Origin of the sequence: Bradyrhizobium sp. B117, from assembly GCF_038969555.1 — a bacterium.
In the GTDB taxonomy this organism is placed as follows: Bacteria; Pseudomonadota; Alphaproteobacteria; order Rhizobiales; family Xanthobacteraceae; genus Bradyrhizobium.
The window spans coordinates 2,082,640-2,097,205 of the sequence record NZ_CP152414.1 but is presented as its reverse complement, the minus strand read 5'-3'; the positions used below and the strand labels follow the sequence as shown (position 1 = coordinate 2,097,205).

The following is a 14,566-nucleotide window of genomic DNA, read 5'->3' as shown; positions in this document are numbered from 1 at the left end:
TTTCTTGATCGCGAGGCGCCGGTCACAGTGTATCCGGCGTCCGCATGGTGCTGGACCTGTTCTCGTTGCGCAGCTCCTGCTCGGCCGCGTGCCAGAATTCATCCTTGCGGCCTTCCGGCTTGCCGGCACGCTCCCACAATTGATGTGCGCGCTCCCTGATCTCTTGCTCGTTCGGCTCGGACAATTGCGTCTCCTCATCATGAAGCGCAGCCCCGCCCTGGGGGTATGGGGGGCTGGAGGCGGGACCGCGCAGGCCAGCCATCGGCGGCGATGCCGGCCCGCCGATTCAAGCTTCGATCATGTTGAAGTGTTCCTTCACGTCTGACGTCGTCAGGCGGATTCCGTGTCGACCGCCAAGCCTGTGGTCGGCCTCGATCGTCGAACAGCAGACAACAGCAGACACGCCTTCGCGCTCTCGCGGCGCAATCCGCCCGAGCTTTACTTCATCGCTCACCCTCGCGAGTCAAGAGGGCGCAGGGAAGGCCGGGTGCTGACCTCGCACCCGCGGTCCGCTGCGCGAAAAGTGCGCGAAGGAGGACCGCACAGCAGCATACAGGTGGAGCCAATCACTCGGCCTTCCCTGCGCAATGGTCGGACGGCTTATGCCGTGCTCTCCCGGGAGCCGAGTTCGTTCTGGCCTCCCTCACTTCCGCGAAAGTCGCCGACGCCGCGCCGGTTGACGCAAGCGCCGCATCCGCAAGAGCTTGACCGTAGCAACGACGGCCAGGACCACACGGTTTTGCCGTACGCACGGCTCGCTGGTTCGCCGCAGTTTTTCCAGCCCTGTCGACGGAGCCGAAAACTTGCTGGCGAGACGAACCTGACAGCGCCGTTCGTCCACGCGCGGTTTCGGGCTCACGGAGAGCAATCCGCCCTGCCCTAACCTCTCGCGCCCGACGCTGCCGCGTCCACCGCAACCCCAGCTCGCAAAACGTGACGACCTCACGATCGCCCCTCAAGGATGTGCCGGGATGGGCGAGATGTACGCTATTTCCGAATTTCGGTAAAGTGGAATATTTTTATGGGGAGGGGTTGACGGGGGTGCGGGTGTGTTGCCCGACGGAAAAAGGTGGCGACATTAAACGAGGCGCTCAGGGTCGACTCGCAACTTTAAGGTATTTAGGCTCAGCATCGTCGCAACGGCGATGCGATCAAGCACTTGATCGACGATGGCTCTGCTTGAATACCTGTTCAGTGTGGTCGTCCGGTGCAAGCTTCAAGACCTTGGCGAGCTTGCGATATAGGACCGGTAAATCATTGGCTTCCTGCCAAGTCTCCTGTGCCTGGTCCAGCATCCATTTGCACACGTCCTCAAGCAACGTGCGAGCCAGCGTGATCGCGCCAGCAGGCTCCAAGCCGCGCCGCTCCAAAGCTGCGGTCCAGCGCGCGGGCACCTGCGTCGGGTCGAAAGCAGCCAAAGCTGCGGAAATTCTTTCGTCAGCGGGAGACCCGACCGGGACCAGACGCACCGCATAGAATGGACTGCCCGAGATTCGCCCAGCCAGCCCAAGCGTATATCCATCGTGTCGCAACAGAGCGTCGATTTTCTGAGCGAGTTCATGCTGCTCTGGTCCGGTTCGCGCTTCTGGCGACGTGACGGCCGCAAGGAATTTGAACAGTTGGGCACGGGAGCAGGTAAGAAGCCCGAGCGTCTCCAAATCCTGCGGTCTGAGACGATCGTTCAAAAAGGCCTGCCGGCGAAGAAAATCCTCGAACGACAGTTCATCGCTCGCGGGCGGTGCACGGCGAGAGCCGATCGGCCAAAGGCCAGCTACCAGTTCGACATCATCGATTTCGCGCGAAATCGGAATATCCGCGAATAGGGCGACTAGCCGTCGCCGCGTGAGCGTAGTCACCGCCGAGCTAGACAATTCATCGATCCTAGCCAGTTGTTCGCCGAGATCGAGTGTTGTTCTTCGGCTAGGAGCTGACGAGCACTCGCTACAACCTGCTCGGACAACTCGACTAGACGGCGGTGGGCGTACTTGTATTTGCTCGCGAAGGCTTCCTGTTCGTCCCCATCGCCCAGGTTCAAGCGACGACACAAAGCGGGCACATCGTAAGCTTTGGCATCGGCGATTGCCGATGCCAGTAGCTGACGAAGCTCTTTGATCATCGCAGACGGATGGTGACTGGACATTACAAGATCAGGCATCGCTGAATGACATCAGTCTACAGGCTTCACTTGATCCGGTCGCGTTTCCAAGAGTCTTTTCCCCTGCAGCCGAACGTGATCTCGGCCCACCCCAAGGCTGGGGCGTCAATCGGCATCATCCACTATGCTGCGGTTAAGGTAAGCCAAACCCGCTGTAAGAAATCTGCGGTCAGCCAATTGCAACTTGTACGAATCTTGTACGAGGAGGATTTTCAAGCGGTCGACGCGAGAAAATAAGCGCCAAAAATCTGATGAATTACAAATGAAATCAAATTGGTAGCGGGGGAGGGACGCGCTGCCAGGTCCAAAACCGAAGCGAAATCTTAAGATTTTCCAGTAGCTTGGCCGGAATGTGGTAGCGGATTTGACGGTGTTACATCCCACCCGGATGTCTCACCCGCCCCGCTCCCCCGAAAGGCCTACGCGTGGCACGTCCCTCCTACCTCGCCCGGCGCGGCGACGGTCGCTATTTCCTGCAGATTCGGTTGGGGAAACAGGCAGCTCAGCTCTTCGGATTGCCCCTCCTCCGTGTCAGCCTCAGGACCGGAAACTTCGATGAGGCGAGGCGGCGGTTGATGGACAATCTCGGATGGGTGCAGGAGCTGATCGCGGCTCCGGACCTGGAGGCGTTGGGGACCGTCCTCGACGCCCGGCTGCACGTCTATGTCGACCGTGGCGTGCCGGCCGACGAGCGGCTGCTGGCCGAGCGCTGCGCCTTCGAGCACGAAGTCAGGCGCTACCTGGCCCGCGCGCAGGAGCGCGGCTATGCCTACCAGCAGCGTTTTCCTCGCATGCCGAGCACCTGGGTCGACTTCGTTAACCAGAACAAGGCGGCCGAGAGCGAGATCGCCCGCCTGAACGTTCGGCGCGCCTATGAAGACGGCCGGCACGAGGCGGCCGAGGCGGTCAAGGAAGGCTGGACGACGCCCACCACCCCGCCGGTGGTACAGCCGTTTGATCCTATCGCGATGATCGATCGCCTCGTCCAGGATGCCGTCGCTCAACGGCTTCAGGTGCTTCCGGCACCGAACGTCGGGTCGATCTCGCCAGCCGCGGACCCCGCATGCAACAATCAGGCTGCCGAAAACAATTCCTGCCGGATGTCCGATGTGCTGGCGGAGTTTCTCAAGCCGTTAGACCGCAAGCGCAAGCACACGGCAAAGGGCCGCGGCGAAGCGGCGCCGGTCGTCCAGTTCGCCGTCGATCTTCTGGGCGATCCTCGGATGGACGAGTTGACCGAACCCAAGTGGAAGCTGCTCGACGAGGCGCTGCCGGACATCCCCAATCGCGACAACATCCCGCGAAAATTCTCCGAGACGCTGTTCCAGCGCTACAAATATGCGGAATCGACCAAGTGGTCGAAGCTCGAGCGCGTGACCACCACGACCATCAAGAGCAGGTATTGGGCCGGGCTCTATAAGTTCGTCGACTTCGCCATCGCTGAAAAGCATTATCGCGGACCGCGTCCCAAGTTCGTGTGCATCGACCCGGAAAACCTGGCGCCGCTGCCGCGCGACGCCTTCGATGATGACGAGTTGCTGATCCTGTTGCAGTTGCCGCTCTTCACCGGCTGCAAGAACCGCGTCCACGTCTGGCAGCCGGGCGGGTACTTCGTGCAATCCCACATCTACTGGGGCTTCTTGATCTGCATCCTCACCGGCATGAGACCGGGCGAGGTCGGCCAGCTCAAATGCGCAGACATCCGCACAGATGGTGAATTTTACTATTTTGACTTGCGCCCGTTCGATGCCCGCAACGGGCGCGTCGCAGTCAAGGATTTGCGCAATCTAAAAACGAACGCCGCTGGGCGCGTCATTCCGATCCATCCGCTCCTCATCGAACTGGGACTGCTCGATCGGATGCAGGAACTGATGGACCAGAAGGAAGACCGACTCTTCCCCGAATGGGATGCTTATACTCGGAAGGACGGCACGATCCGCTGGTCGCAGCCGCTGAGCAAGGCATGGCAGTACGTGAAGACGAAACTGAAACTCGATCGCGCGGACCTTACCCTCTATTCCACGCGGCATCTGATGGCCGACTGGCTGGACAATGAAGCGATCGCACAGCGCACGCGCGATCGCATTCTCGGGCACGCCAGCGACGTTCGAGGGCGGTATGGCCGCAAAGGCATTCTTGATCCGCAGATCGCGGCGAAGATCGAAGCCCTAGAACCGCAGGTGATCAAGCAGATGAGGGAGATCTTGCTCGCCGCCAAAAACCGAGCCGATGCCGGCGAGCTCACAATGCTGAAGACGTACTGAGTCAGAGTTCGTTGGACTATTCTGAATGGCGCGCCATTCAGAATAAAACTGCGAACTCGTATGTCATTGAAATCAATCGGCAATCGAGAAGCTTGGCTTCGTGTGCGCCATCCATTGCCGTCTATATGATCGCGAGCCGGGCTCAAATCCCGGAGACGCAACCACCGATACCGACATTCAGTTTAAGTCGCGATCTAACCGAGGGGGCCTGCGCCCCTTCCGCGTCCGACGTCGGACGGGTTTTCTCGGCTGTGGGTATCAAGCCGCCTTCAACTTGGAATCCCTGCTTCGCGGCCTGCATCCTGCGTTTGACAACATTCTTAGCCGGGCTCCTGGAACAATCCTGTCGCGAGCCTATTGGCTCACTGACACAATCACTTTTGGAGAAATGCTATTATGAAAACCTTCGCAATCACTCTGGCAGCCGCCGCAAGTACGCTCATTGTGACCGCCGCTTCAGCCGCCCCGCTTTCCGCCAATGTATCAGTCGTACCGGAGAGCAACATTCAAAACGTTCGCATGGTCTGCAATGAAGATGGTCGCTGCTGGCGTGAACGCGGCGAACGCCATGTTATCGTCCGCGACGGGCGCGATGCTTACGGATATGCTCCTCGCGAGCGTTACATCGAGCGACGCGGCTATGAAGACCGCGGCGGCATCGGTTTCAGAGCTCCCGGCGTGAGCGTCGGAATCGGGACCGACCGATACTGATAGACGAGATACCTTATAAAAATGGCCGCGGAGTAGTCCGCGGCCATTTTCATTGGGGCTCATCTTCAAATGGCATAGATCGCATGCTCACTCGGCGTCCGATGTGATCTAGCCCGACTTTCCGATGCGAGGAGCGTTCGTCCCTCGCAACCGTTCCGCAAACCAGAACGCCCCGATCGCGACAAACGCGAGAAGAAAAATTCCTCCACACGACAGGAAGGTAAGCGTAAAATTTGGGTCCATGACATTCTCCTGAGAGAGGTGCTCGGGTGCAGTCTCGGTTCAACTTTGCCGCTACCCTGGTGTCAGCCCAGCCGAGATTTTTCAGATGGCCGGGGCCGACGTTTCGCCATTCGTCGAGCAGTTTCGCTGATCAGGCCGAGCCTGCAGACGCAGGATCGGTTCAAAAATTAGCGGCGACCAGGTCGTAAGAGCCCCTGCTGCCGCGGACGTACACCTTGGCAGCGGCGGCGCATATCAAGTCGCGATTGGAATCGAACGCGCGCAGAAAACCCGACTCGTCGTAACCGATATCTGGTTGAATTCGCTTCAGCGCATTTTCGTTGATGAAAAACGATGCCTCAATAGCGCTGTCGTGTCCCCAAAATCGTACGGCACGCCGCGTGCGGTCATATGACCGGCTATGGTTCGGAAACTCGATCATGTTGTCGGGGCCGATCAGTTGTCGGAGCACGAGACCTCCGTGCCGGCTGCACGCGATTTGCGTCGCGGCATATTCGATGGCGATAGCCGATCCTGTCTCCGACGCACTCGCGTGCAACCGGTCGATACGCTGACAAGGTATCCGGTAGCCAAAGCTTGGCGCGAAGCGCGAAGGGAGGGACGTTGGAGCGATCCGGTTGCGCCAACCTCTAACTGGGTATGCTGGAAGCGGATCACAACCCCGCTCGATCCCGCCACAGCAAATAGTCGCGCCTGGCCTGGTTATTCTGCGGATCGGCACTATATCCTAGGCATCACCGCCCGCCCCTCGGCTGTTATCGGTGACTGAGAGCATCGTGCTCCCGCCGCGACCTAGAGGCGGTTACTATGTCAGATATCTCCAAATTCAGCGTTCGCGAGTGGCTGGTGCCTCCGGTACTGCTGCCGATCTTCTTTGTGCTGCTGATCGCTGCTGCGATGCTTATTCAGTGGTAGTTTCCCTCGGTGGGCCCGCGCCGTCAGCTCAAGCCAACCGCTCATTCCGGCCAGTCAAGCGAGTCCAATCCTCGTTAGCTTGCAAGCTGAACATCCGGGCGGCAGACGCCCTGGATAGAGCCCGCAAGATGCCGCCGGGAGACGAGCGTGCGGATGCGATGAAAATGGCTACGATCCTGGAGAACGCCGCTGAAATGCTCGAGCATTTCAGCGGCAGGGTCGGCGTGCCAGCAAAATGACGGTTGAGAGCTATCTTCTTCCCGCGCTCCACCGTTCAGGCCCAAACTCGGATATTTAGGAAAACAGCACCTGGGCATGGATCGTAGGGGCACCGAGATGCTTGTCTCAGATCAATCGCTTGTTTCAGTCACACCCGTTTTCCCGTGGATGCCCATCCGATGGTGCCCGATCTTTCACGCAGTCCGGCCGTCGTTCTCGTCGTAGAGGACGAGATGATGCTCCGCATGCGCGCGGTCGACATGGTGGAAGACGCCGGTTACACGCCGGTTGAAGCTCTGGATACCGACGAAGCCGTCGCAATCCTCGAATCCAGGTCCGACATCGCGCTCATATGCACCGACATTCAATTGCCCGGCAGCATGGACGGCCTGAGTCTTGCGCATACCGTGCATAAGCGTTGGCCGGCGATCAAGATCATCCTGGTGTCGGGACAATTGAACCCATCGAGCATCGATCTTCCCCCCTGTAGCAGATTTTTCGGCAAGCCACTCCAAGCCTGGCAAGTCATAGCCCAGATGCGCAGCATGATAGGCCACGCCTGAATCTCGTGGTTCTTGGCGCCGGATGCCGCCAGACCTTTCAATGCCAACGCCCGGCCGAAATCAAGTGCGGTACCCCGCCCAAGGTGATACAGTTGCAAATGCTTGAAGTCGATCTCCGCACAGACAGGCGCCCCGGCGGCGCAGAATTCCACCAGGACTTTCTGGCGGCAGAGAATGTCAGCCTGCGGTTACTCCTGGCGCAGGCTGAGATCAATACGAGGAGCCTGCTTGCCAAGGCCGGTATCGATGCCAAAGAACGCGAGGCATCCGACAAGCTGCAGAAGCTGATCCTCGAAGAGCTGCATCACCGCATCAAGAACACGCTCGCGACCGTCGCCGCAATCGTCTCCCAGAGCCTGCGCAACCTGCAGGGGGTTGAGCACGCGCAGCGCGCCATCGAGGGCCGGCTCTTGGCACTCGGCCGGGCGCACGATCTCCTTCTGCAGGCAAAATGGTCCAGCGCCGATCTTGGCACGGTCGTTCGCAGCGCCGTCGAAGCCTTCGACAATCCCGACGAATCGAAATTCTCGATCACGGGACCCGATATCCGGATGGCGTCGGGTGCCGTCATCGCCGTCGCGATGACGCTCAACGAGCTTTGCACGAATACCACCAAGTTTGGCGCCCTGTCGGTCCCGGAGGGACGCGTCGACATCATCTGGACGGTGGACCAAGCGACACAACGCTTGCACCTCACCTGGACCGAAAAGAATGGCCCGATCGTCCAGCCGCCCGCAAAGCGCAGCTTCGGAACACGGCTGATCGAAACCCTGGGCAAGCAGTTGCGGGGTGACGTGCAACTAACCTATGCGTCGACGGGGTTTTCGTACACGTTCGAAGCGCCGATAGCCGCACTGAGCACCCCGGCCACATAGCTCGTGCGCGACGTATCGCGTGATGGACTCCCTTTTCGGGCTTCGGGCCCCTAGGTCTTGAGCGATATTACTTGTTCATCTGCCGTCAACCGGCAGACGAGCTCGCAATTGGGGCATTCGAAAGTTCGCAGGTCAGGATTGCCGTGGTCCGATTCGATCCGGGTCAGCGTCATGCGGCCTTGGCACTTCGGACAGCGCGGTCTTGCGATCGGAATAAGCGAGGGCTCGGGTCGTGCGAAGATTTCGGGCATGTGATGCTCCTTTGCGGGGTCGTCACCTGTAGTCGTGAAGCGAATCGGACGGCAAAGCACCAAGATCGCGCACCACCTGACCGGCCGCTGATCAATATTGCTCACATTTTCCGAGAAGTGATTGCAAGATCGGTCAAGGAGTCAGGCCCGCATTCGCGGCATCCGTAGACCTGTGCCTCGTTCAACCCGCGTCCTTTCTGAAGCGCTGGCTCCTGGACTGAGCAATATTGCTCAGCAAGACATACGGACGCGGATTAGCATTTGGTCTGATCGCCGCATGTACTGGGATAGCCCGCGTCGCTTATCGGCGCGGTGCTCGGTGCCATGGGTTACCTCGTGCCGGACCCGGGCTCGTCGTGATCATTCCGGTCGTCGATGACGTCGCGGCCTTGGCTTTGGCGGGTCACTCCGAAAGCAGCTAGACATGGTTCAACATCCACCGGAAACCCGCGCGCTCGCAGCGCTGCTCGCCCGGTATCGCCAACCCGATGACGCGCGCGGCATTTTCGAGCTGGTGATCACGGCAGTGCCCTTTTCTGTCATCTGGGCTCTGATGCTCGTCGGCGTTGCCCGTGGCCATGGGATTGGCCTGCTGCTGGCCGTGCCCGCGGCAGGCCTGCTCGTTCGTCTCTTCATGATCCAGCATGACTGCGGCCATGGGTCTTTCTTCCGCAGCCGGCTTGCGAACGATTGGATCGGCCGAGCCATCGGCGTTGTTACTTTAACTCCCTACGATTATTGGCGGCGCAACCATGCGCGGCATCACGCGAGTTCGGGCAATCTCGATCATAGAGGCTCGGGTGACATCGACACATTGACCGTGAGTGAGTTTGCCGCACGGTCTCGATGGCGCAAGATTCTGTATCGCCTGTACCGGCATCCGATCGTCATGTTTGGCGTGGGCCCGACATATCTGTTCATCTTGCGGCATCGATTGCCGATTGGGATGATGCGTAACGGCTGGCGGCCCTGGCTGAGCACAATGGGCACGAACGTCGCCATCGCAGTTCTGATCGCAGGCATGATCCGGCTGGCAGGCCCTGGGCCATTCCTGCTGGTGCATCTGCCGATCATGGTTCTGGCTGCGTCGATCGGCGTCTGGCTGTTCTATGTCCAGCACCAGTTCGAGAACACCTCATGGTCATGCGATGAAGCCTGGAGCTTTCACGAAGCTGCGCTCTATGGCAGTTCGCACTATCACTTGCCGTGGATCTTGCGCTGGTTCACCGCAAACATCGGCGTCCATCATCTATGCAGTCGAATTCCCTGCTATCGGCTGCCGGACGTGCTCCGGGATCATCCGGAACTCGCAAATGTGGGCCGAATCACCCTCGTCCAGAGCTTGCGATGTGTGCCGAAGGCCTTGTGGGACGAGAAGGAGCGACGGCTCATTTCGTTCCGAGACGCCAAAATAGGTCTGGTCGCGCGCCATACGCGGACGCAGAGCAATGGTTCCGTTGCGGGTCCTGGAATTCGCCGCTTGAATTCGTGAACTTAACGATGGGTTCGCGCTTGGTTCATTGGAGAACCCGCTTGAGCCGCATGTTCAAACCCTTTGTGTTTCTGATCGCAGCCATCTACTTCCTGGTGGACGCGGTCTTTTTCACCCTCTTCAAACCTGTCTTTCGCCGGTTGGCGAACTGCTGGGTTTTCGAGCGCGTGCGAGCGTGGATCGAGTCGCTTCGCCCGTATCCGGCTCTGGCACTGTTCCTCGTGCCGGTCATCTTGCTTGAACCTGTCAAGCCTCTTGCGGCTTACCTGACGGCGACCGGGCACATCGGTCGCGGGTTTGCGCTCCTCATCGTCGGCGAGCTTCTCAAACTCCTGCTCATCGAGCGGCTCTTCTGCGTCAACCGCGACAAGCTGATGTCAATTCCTGCTTTCGCCTGGTGCCACGGTAGGTTTTGCCAAGGCCAGGACTGGGTCGCGTCCCTGTCAGCATGGCAACTCGTGCGCGGCTGGAGCTTCAATGCCAAGCTTGCTGTTCAACGACATGTCCTGGAATTCAAGGCTGCGCAGAAGCGAAAGCGGCTTTCCTGGCGATCTTGATCCGTCTCTTCGGGGCGGTCGAGCGGCAGGCATGGACTGCTGGGAGCTCAGATCGCAACCACATTTGCAGGCCGCGCTCTCTGCGCGCAGGAACGTCGCGGGGTCCTGCCAGTTAGCTCGCCGAGACTTTCACCCCAAGGAGTATCTGCTATGGAGAGCGATCGCATTGCCGGTTCGGCGAAGGAGTTCGCCGGTAAACTCGAGGGCACCGTCGGCGATATCGCCGGAGATGCAAAGAGCCAGGCAGCGGGCCGTCTCCGCGAGGCGAAAGGCACCGCGCAGAACCTGTACGGCCAAGCCAAGGACGCAGCGCGCGACGTTACGGATGCCGCCGCCGACTACGCCAAGGACGCCTATGAGAACAGCGGCGAGACCTTCCGCGACGGCACACAAGCGATCGCCAGGAAGGTGCAGGATAATCCGCTCGGTTCGATGCTGATCGCCGGCGCGATCGGATTTGTGTTGGCGCAATGGCTGGCGCGCCCGCCGCGGCGCGCGCGATAGCGTTTGGGACGGGTACAGCCGAGCAATTGCTGGATTGGAGATTGAATCATGAGTGACGACATCCCGCTCGCCCCCTTCCCCCACGAAAGCCTGGATCCTGCTTCAGAGCCGAAATCTCCTATCGCGGAAGTCTCCGACGCCGTGAAGGGGACCGCCAATCGGGTTGCGGGCGCGATAGAGGCTGGACGAAAGCCAGGAATGCCGCTGAGCGTCCTGAGCAATATCGCGCGCGAAGCCCCTCTTGGCTCTCTGCTGGTCGCCTTCCTGTTGGGAGTTGCCATCGCCCGCCGCCGATGACGGCCTGCGCAGCTCGCGTGATGGCTCAATCGGGGAAAGCGGAACTCTAGGAGGTCGGAGCCGTTGCACCTATGGCCGGCGTCCGTCGGCATAGATTCAATTTGAATTGGAAAATCAGATGAGAAAGTCATTAATGGTTTCTGCGGCCGTTGCGGCCCTATTGGCCACGACCGGGTTTGCGACAGCTCAAGGCGCCAATCAAGGAGCGGCGAAGGACTCTCCGACGGCCGCTTCGCCGAAAGGTGATAATGCGGCGCCGATGAATGCACCGGCGGCAAAGGGAGTCGAGAAGGCTACCCCAGGTGCTGGGTCAAAGGAGATGGCGCCCCAACATGCGCAGGGCAAGCCGGATGCGAAAACGACAGGTGACATGAAGGCCGATGGCAAGTCGAAGGCCTCGGAGTCAACGACGCCGGCCGCCACGAAGGACCTGAAGAATCCGGCCGCCGAAACGACGTCGCCTTCGGGCGGCAAGGCGGCGAGCGAGATGAAAGCCGAAAGCAAGACGAAATCGTCTGATTCGGCCGCGACCTCGAAGGACTTGAAGACACCGACTGCCGAGACCAAGCCCTCGACCTCGGACAACAAGACGACCGGCAACGCCGCAACCGCAGCGACAGCGACGCCTCCCGCCGAGAAGCGCACCCAGATCAGTTCGGCGATGAAGCAAGAGAAGGTCGAGGAAGTTGCAAACGTGAACTTCAACCTCTCGATCGGAACGGCCGTCCCGGCGGGCGTCCGCTACTATCCGATGCCGGCACGTATCGTCGAGATCTATCCGGAATGGCGTGGATACGATTTCATCCTCGTGCACGGAAGGTACATCGTTCTTCGCCCGCGCACCCACGAGATCGTCTACATCATCGAAGGCTAGGCGACCACGCCAGGCGTATGACAGGCAGTTACGAGGGCGGCTCGAGAGCCGCCCTTGTTGTATGGGTCAACCAGACATGCGAACCTGCCCTGGCATCGCTTGCGCCACGCCCTTCCGAAGATCTCGTCAGTTGTCGGCAAATTCAGATACATTTCCCGTCGGAATGCGATCGTCGCCATCAACCGAGCGAATCGTGAGCCCTTAACCCTCGTCGACCGGCGACATCATGGCGATCTTCATCGTCCGGCATAGTACAACGTACCGGTACGAGCGCGAGGTAAGGCTCGGCCGGCATCAGCTAATGGCGCGTCCGCGGGACAGCTTCGATCAACGACTGATTGACTTCTCGCTCGATGTGACGCCGAAGCCCTCAGAGGTGAGATGGCTTCATGATGTCTTTGGGAATTGCGTCGCGCACATCGAATTTGACCGCGCGAGCGATTACTTGCGATTCGACTGTGAAATCAAGGTTGACCACACTCCGGAGAACGCCCCGGACTTCAGGATTGAGGATTACGCGACGGACCATCCATTCACGTATCATGACGAAGAGGCGCCTGACCTGGCACCTTATGTTCAGAGATGGTTCTCCGACCCGGAAGATCATGTTGGCCGGTGGCTGGACACCTTTCTCACGCGGGGGACGAAACGTCCGACGGGCCAGCTCCTGATGACCCTCAATGAAGCAATCTCGGATGGCTTCGCATATGACCGCCGCACGGCGCCAGGAACTCAAATTCCCTCCACCACACTTGAACTGAGGAAAGGCACCTGCAGGGACTTTGCCGTTTTGATGATTGAAGCCGCACGCAGTCTGGGCTTCGCCGCGCGCTTTATCACGGGCTACATCTACGTACCGGATCGCGATGGACCTACCTGGCTGGGTGGGGGAGCCACTCATGCCTGGTGCCAGATTTACGTCCCCGGTTCGGGCTGGGTCGAGTTCGATCCGACCAACGGCATCGTCGGAAACCGGGACTTAATTCGCGTCGCGGTGGCCAGAATCCCGAGCCAGGCCATTCCCCTGTTCGGCACCTATTGGGGAAGTCGCGAGGACGAGCTTGGGATGAATGTGGAGGTCAACGTCAAAACGGCGTCGGCTCTATTGTAGCTGCTGTGATGACGTGGCTGGAACACAAGTACCACCAGGGCGTTGGGGTTCGCGCCGCGCTGTGTCGCGAGTGTAGGGTGAGCACACACAAGATCGAAGCAGTCGAGCAGCCTTCTCGACTTTGGAGGACGCCGCGTGAAGATTCGGGTCGGCTATGAGATGATCTACGAGTTTCCGCAGCCCACACCCATGATCATGGTCCTGGGCGTTCATTTTACCCGGGCTTCCGACGTTATCGTGCCTGACTATCTGACCACTGATCCTCCGGTGGCGATCAACCCATACCGCGATGGCTTCGGTAACTGGTGCAGCCGTATCGTTGCTCCAGCCGGTCGACTGCGGCTGGCGGCTGATGGCATCATTCGCGACACGGGCTTGCCGGACGCCACCGTGCCCTCGGCTTTCCAACACGCGGTCGAGGACTTGCCGGCAGAGACGATCGTGTATCTTCTCGGCAGTCGCTATTGCGAAACCGACCAGCTATCCGACACCGCGTGGAAGCTCTTCGAGAAGCAGCCGCCCGGATGGGCGCGCGTTCAGGCGATCTGCGATTTCGTCCACAATCACATTCAATTCGGCTACGAGCACGCGCGCGCCACCAAGACCTCCCGGGAAGTGTACCACGAGGGCAAGGGCGTTTGTCGCGACTTTGCGCATCTGGCCATTACGTTCTGCCGCTGCATGAACATTCCGGCAAGGTACTGCACCGGCTATTTGGGCGACATCGCCATGCCGCCCCCCTATGCCCCAGGAGACTTCGCCGGATGGTTCGAGGCCTACATTGGCGGACGTTGGTACGCGTTCGATCCGCGCAACAACGTGCCACGGATTGGACGCATCCTGATTGCCCAGGGACGTGACGCTGCTGACGTTCCGATTACGCAGACCTTCGGGCCCAACACCCTGGTGAGCTTTAAGGTGTGGACCGACGAGATCACTTCCTAGCAACGCGACTTGCGGCTTTCCTGGAACGAATGTCGGCGGCGTTGCTTGGTAACGGGCGACCGGATGCAAGTGCCCCCACGCATCCGATGAAATGACGGCCCCAGCGCGCCCCCACGCCCTGGGGCCGTTCCTTTAGGAAAGCCCTTCTGGTCTGCTCTCTGGGCCTGGGCTTCTCGCCCAAAATCAGCACTTCACCGTTTCGAAACCGAGATCGCCGTCAGCCAGTCACTTTCGGGGCGCCGTTGGGCTTCTTCGGTATCAGCCATTTCCTCATCTCAGCGGCAAAGCCAAGTTGCTCGGCTTTTCTGATGGCTTCGAATCGCATCGCTCCAGGCGGCAACTGCCTTGCTTGCGCCAGAGCCTCGGATGCCCGGGTAGCCCAATCGTGACGATCCAGATCGTTCCACGGCAGCGTTTTCATTTCATCGTCCTCACTGTGGCACTCGAAAGCCAGCACCGGTCGCCGCGTCGCGCGAGGTGTTAGGGGTCCTGGCCTCTGACCCGAGCACGCTCGCCCCCTGCGGAATAAAGGTAGCGGCACTATCGAACTCTCTCTCACCGATCGGCGCCCACGGCCGGTGCGATCGCAG

17 protein-coding genes are annotated in these 14,566 nt (G+C 59.9%); 11 read left to right on the top strand and 6 right to left on the bottom strand.

Annotated elements, in window-relative coordinates:
- Positions 1-22 precede the first annotated feature (22 nt).
- The 3 genes from AAFG16_RS10275 to AAFG16_RS10265 form a co-directional block, all read right to left on the bottom strand.
- A complete protein-coding gene (locus tag AAFG16_RS10275) occupies positions 23-184 on the bottom strand; it encodes a DUF2934 domain-containing protein (protein ID WP_342739036.1) in 162 nt (53 codons plus the stop codon).
- A gap of 102 nt (positions 185-286) precedes the next feature.
- A complete protein-coding gene (locus AAFG16_RS10270; protein ID WP_342739035.1) occupies positions 287-454 on the bottom strand; it encodes a hypothetical protein in 168 nt (55 codons plus the stop codon).
- 697 nt (positions 455-1,151) lie between these two features.
- Positions 1,152-1,871, bottom strand: a complete 720-nt coding sequence (locus AAFG16_RS10265; protein WP_342739034.1) for a hypothetical protein — start codon at positions 1,869-1,871, stop codon at positions 1,152-1,154.
- Positions 1,872-2,730: 859 nt separating this feature from the next.
- Here AAFG16_RS10265 and AAFG16_RS10260 point away from each other — a divergent pair.
- On the top strand, positions 2,731-4,419 hold the full coding sequence (locus tag AAFG16_RS10260; RefSeq protein ID WP_342739033.1) for a site-specific integrase: 1,689 nt from the start codon (positions 2,731-2,733) through the stop codon (positions 4,417-4,419).
- Between the two features lie 396 nt (positions 4,420-4,815).
- Complete coding sequence (locus AAFG16_RS10255) at positions 4,816-5,130, top strand: hypothetical protein (protein WP_220003145.1); 315 nt, start codon at positions 4,816-4,818, stop codon at positions 5,128-5,130.
- A 403-nt stretch (positions 5,131-5,533) separates the two neighbouring features.
- On the opposite strand, the gene AAFG16_RS10250 is transcribed toward AAFG16_RS10255, so the two are convergent.
- On the bottom strand, positions 5,534-5,824 hold the full coding sequence (locus AAFG16_RS10250; RefSeq protein ID WP_244981007.1) for a DUF1488 domain-containing protein: 291 nt from the start codon (positions 5,822-5,824) through the stop codon (positions 5,534-5,536).
- 862 nt (positions 5,825-6,686) lie between these two features.
- Here AAFG16_RS10250 and AAFG16_RS10245 point away from each other — a divergent pair.
- Both AAFG16_RS10245 and AAFG16_RS10240 read left to right on the top strand, forming a co-directional pair.
- Positions 6,687-7,070 carry a response regulator gene (locus AAFG16_RS10245; protein ID WP_041955390.1) on the top strand — a complete coding sequence of 128 codons (384 nt, stop codon included), beginning with the start codon at positions 6,687-6,689 and terminating at the stop codon, positions 7,068-7,070.
- Between the two features lie 98 nt (positions 7,071-7,168).
- Positions 7,169-7,945: a sensor histidine kinase gene (locus AAFG16_RS10240; RefSeq protein ID WP_342739032.1), complete on the top strand. Its 777-nt coding sequence runs from the start codon at positions 7,169-7,171 to the stop codon at positions 7,943-7,945.
- Positions 7,946-7,995: 50 nt separating this feature from the next.
- Here AAFG16_RS10240 and AAFG16_RS10235 read toward each other — a convergent pair whose 3' ends face one another.
- On the bottom strand, positions 7,996-8,196 hold the full coding sequence (locus AAFG16_RS10235) for a hypothetical protein (RefSeq protein ID WP_259222155.1): 201 nt from the start codon (positions 8,194-8,196) through the stop codon (positions 7,996-7,998).
- 424 nt (positions 8,197-8,620) lie between these two features.
- On the opposite strand from AAFG16_RS10235, the gene AAFG16_RS10230 reads away from it, so the two are divergent.
- From AAFG16_RS10230 to AAFG16_RS10200, 7 genes are all read left to right on the top strand, one after another.
- Positions 8,621-9,688, top strand: a complete 1,068-nt coding sequence (locus AAFG16_RS10230) for a fatty acid desaturase (RefSeq protein ID WP_342739031.1) — start codon at positions 8,621-8,623, stop codon at positions 9,686-9,688.
- Positions 9,689-9,738: 50 nt separating this feature from the next.
- Positions 9,739-10,245: a hypothetical protein gene (locus AAFG16_RS10225; RefSeq protein ID WP_220003316.1), complete on the top strand. Its 507-nt coding sequence runs from the start codon at positions 9,739-9,741 to the stop codon at positions 10,243-10,245.
- 150 nt (positions 10,246-10,395) lie between these two features.
- Positions 10,396-10,749 carry a CsbD family protein gene (locus tag AAFG16_RS10220; RefSeq protein WP_016845151.1) on the top strand — a complete coding sequence of 118 codons (354 nt, stop codon included), beginning with the start codon at positions 10,396-10,398 and terminating at the stop codon, positions 10,747-10,749.
- 48 nt (positions 10,750-10,797) lie between these two features.
- Positions 10,798-11,046, top strand: coding sequence for a hypothetical protein (locus tag AAFG16_RS10215; RefSeq protein ID WP_220003148.1), 249 nt, complete (start codon positions 10,798-10,800; stop codon positions 11,044-11,046).
- A 319-nt stretch (positions 11,047-11,365) separates the two neighbouring features.
- Positions 11,366-11,920, top strand: coding sequence for a DUF1236 domain-containing protein (locus tag AAFG16_RS10210; protein ID WP_220003317.1), 555 nt, complete (start codon positions 11,366-11,368; stop codon positions 11,918-11,920).
- A 226-nt stretch (positions 11,921-12,146) separates the two neighbouring features.
- Positions 12,147-13,031 (top strand): transglutaminase family protein, encoded by an 885-nt coding sequence (locus AAFG16_RS10205; RefSeq protein ID WP_038959674.1) that lies wholly within the window; start codon positions 12,147-12,149, stop codon positions 13,029-13,031.
- 135 nt (positions 13,032-13,166) lie between these two features.
- Positions 13,167-13,976 carry a transglutaminase family protein gene (locus tag AAFG16_RS10200; protein WP_220003149.1) on the top strand — a complete coding sequence of 270 codons (810 nt, stop codon included), beginning with the start codon at positions 13,167-13,169 and terminating at the stop codon, positions 13,974-13,976.
- Between the two features lie 217 nt (positions 13,977-14,193).
- Here AAFG16_RS10200 and AAFG16_RS10195 read toward each other — a convergent pair whose 3' ends face one another.
- Positions 14,194-14,397, bottom strand: coding sequence for a hypothetical protein (locus tag AAFG16_RS10195; RefSeq protein WP_228749543.1), 204 nt, complete (start codon positions 14,395-14,397; stop codon positions 14,194-14,196).
- Positions 14,398-14,566 lie beyond the last annotated feature (169 nt).

What these genes read in the sequence shown, in the direction of transcription:
- AAFG16_RS10260 (WP_342739033.1), top strand. Translation starts at nt 2,731, where the DNA reads ATGGACAATCTCGGATGGGTGCAGGAGCTGATCGCGGCTCCGGACCTG.
- AAFG16_RS10255 (WP_220003145.1), top strand. Translation starts at nt 4,816, where the DNA reads ATGAAAACCTTCGCAATCACTCTGGCAGCCGCCGCAAGTACGCTCATT.
- AAFG16_RS10245 (WP_041955390.1), top strand. Translation starts at nt 6,687, where the DNA reads ATGGTGCCCGATCTTTCACGCAGTCCGGCCGTCGTTCTCGTCGTAGAG.
- AAFG16_RS10240 (WP_342739032.1), top strand. Translation starts at nt 7,169, where the DNA reads ATGCTTGAAGTCGATCTCCGCACAGACAGGCGCCCCGGCGGCGCAGAA.
- AAFG16_RS10235 (WP_259222155.1), bottom strand. Translation starts at nt 8,196, where the DNA reads ATGCCCGAAATCTTCGCACGACCCGAGCCCTCGCTTATTCCGATCGCA.
- AAFG16_RS10230 (WP_342739031.1), top strand. Translation starts at nt 8,621, where the DNA reads ATGGTTCAACATCCACCGGAAACCCGCGCGCTCGCAGCGCTGCTCGCC.
- AAFG16_RS10225 (WP_220003316.1), top strand. Translation starts at nt 9,739, where the DNA reads ATGTTCAAACCCTTTGTGTTTCTGATCGCAGCCATCTACTTCCTGGTG.
- AAFG16_RS10220 (WP_016845151.1), top strand. Translation starts at nt 10,396, where the DNA reads ATGGAGAGCGATCGCATTGCCGGTTCGGCGAAGGAGTTCGCCGGTAAA.
- AAFG16_RS10215 (WP_220003148.1), top strand. Translation starts at nt 10,798, where the DNA reads ATGAGTGACGACATCCCGCTCGCCCCCTTCCCCCACGAAAGCCTGGAT.
- AAFG16_RS10210 (WP_220003317.1), top strand. Translation starts at nt 11,366, where the DNA reads ATGGCGCCCCAACATGCGCAGGGCAAGCCGGATGCGAAAACGACAGGT.
- AAFG16_RS10205 (WP_038959674.1), top strand. Translation starts at nt 12,147, where the DNA reads ATGGCGATCTTCATCGTCCGGCATAGTACAACGTACCGGTACGAGCGC.
- AAFG16_RS10195 (WP_228749543.1), bottom strand. Translation starts at nt 14,397, where the DNA reads ATGAAAACGCTGCCGTGGAACGATCTGGATCGTCACGATTGGGCTACC.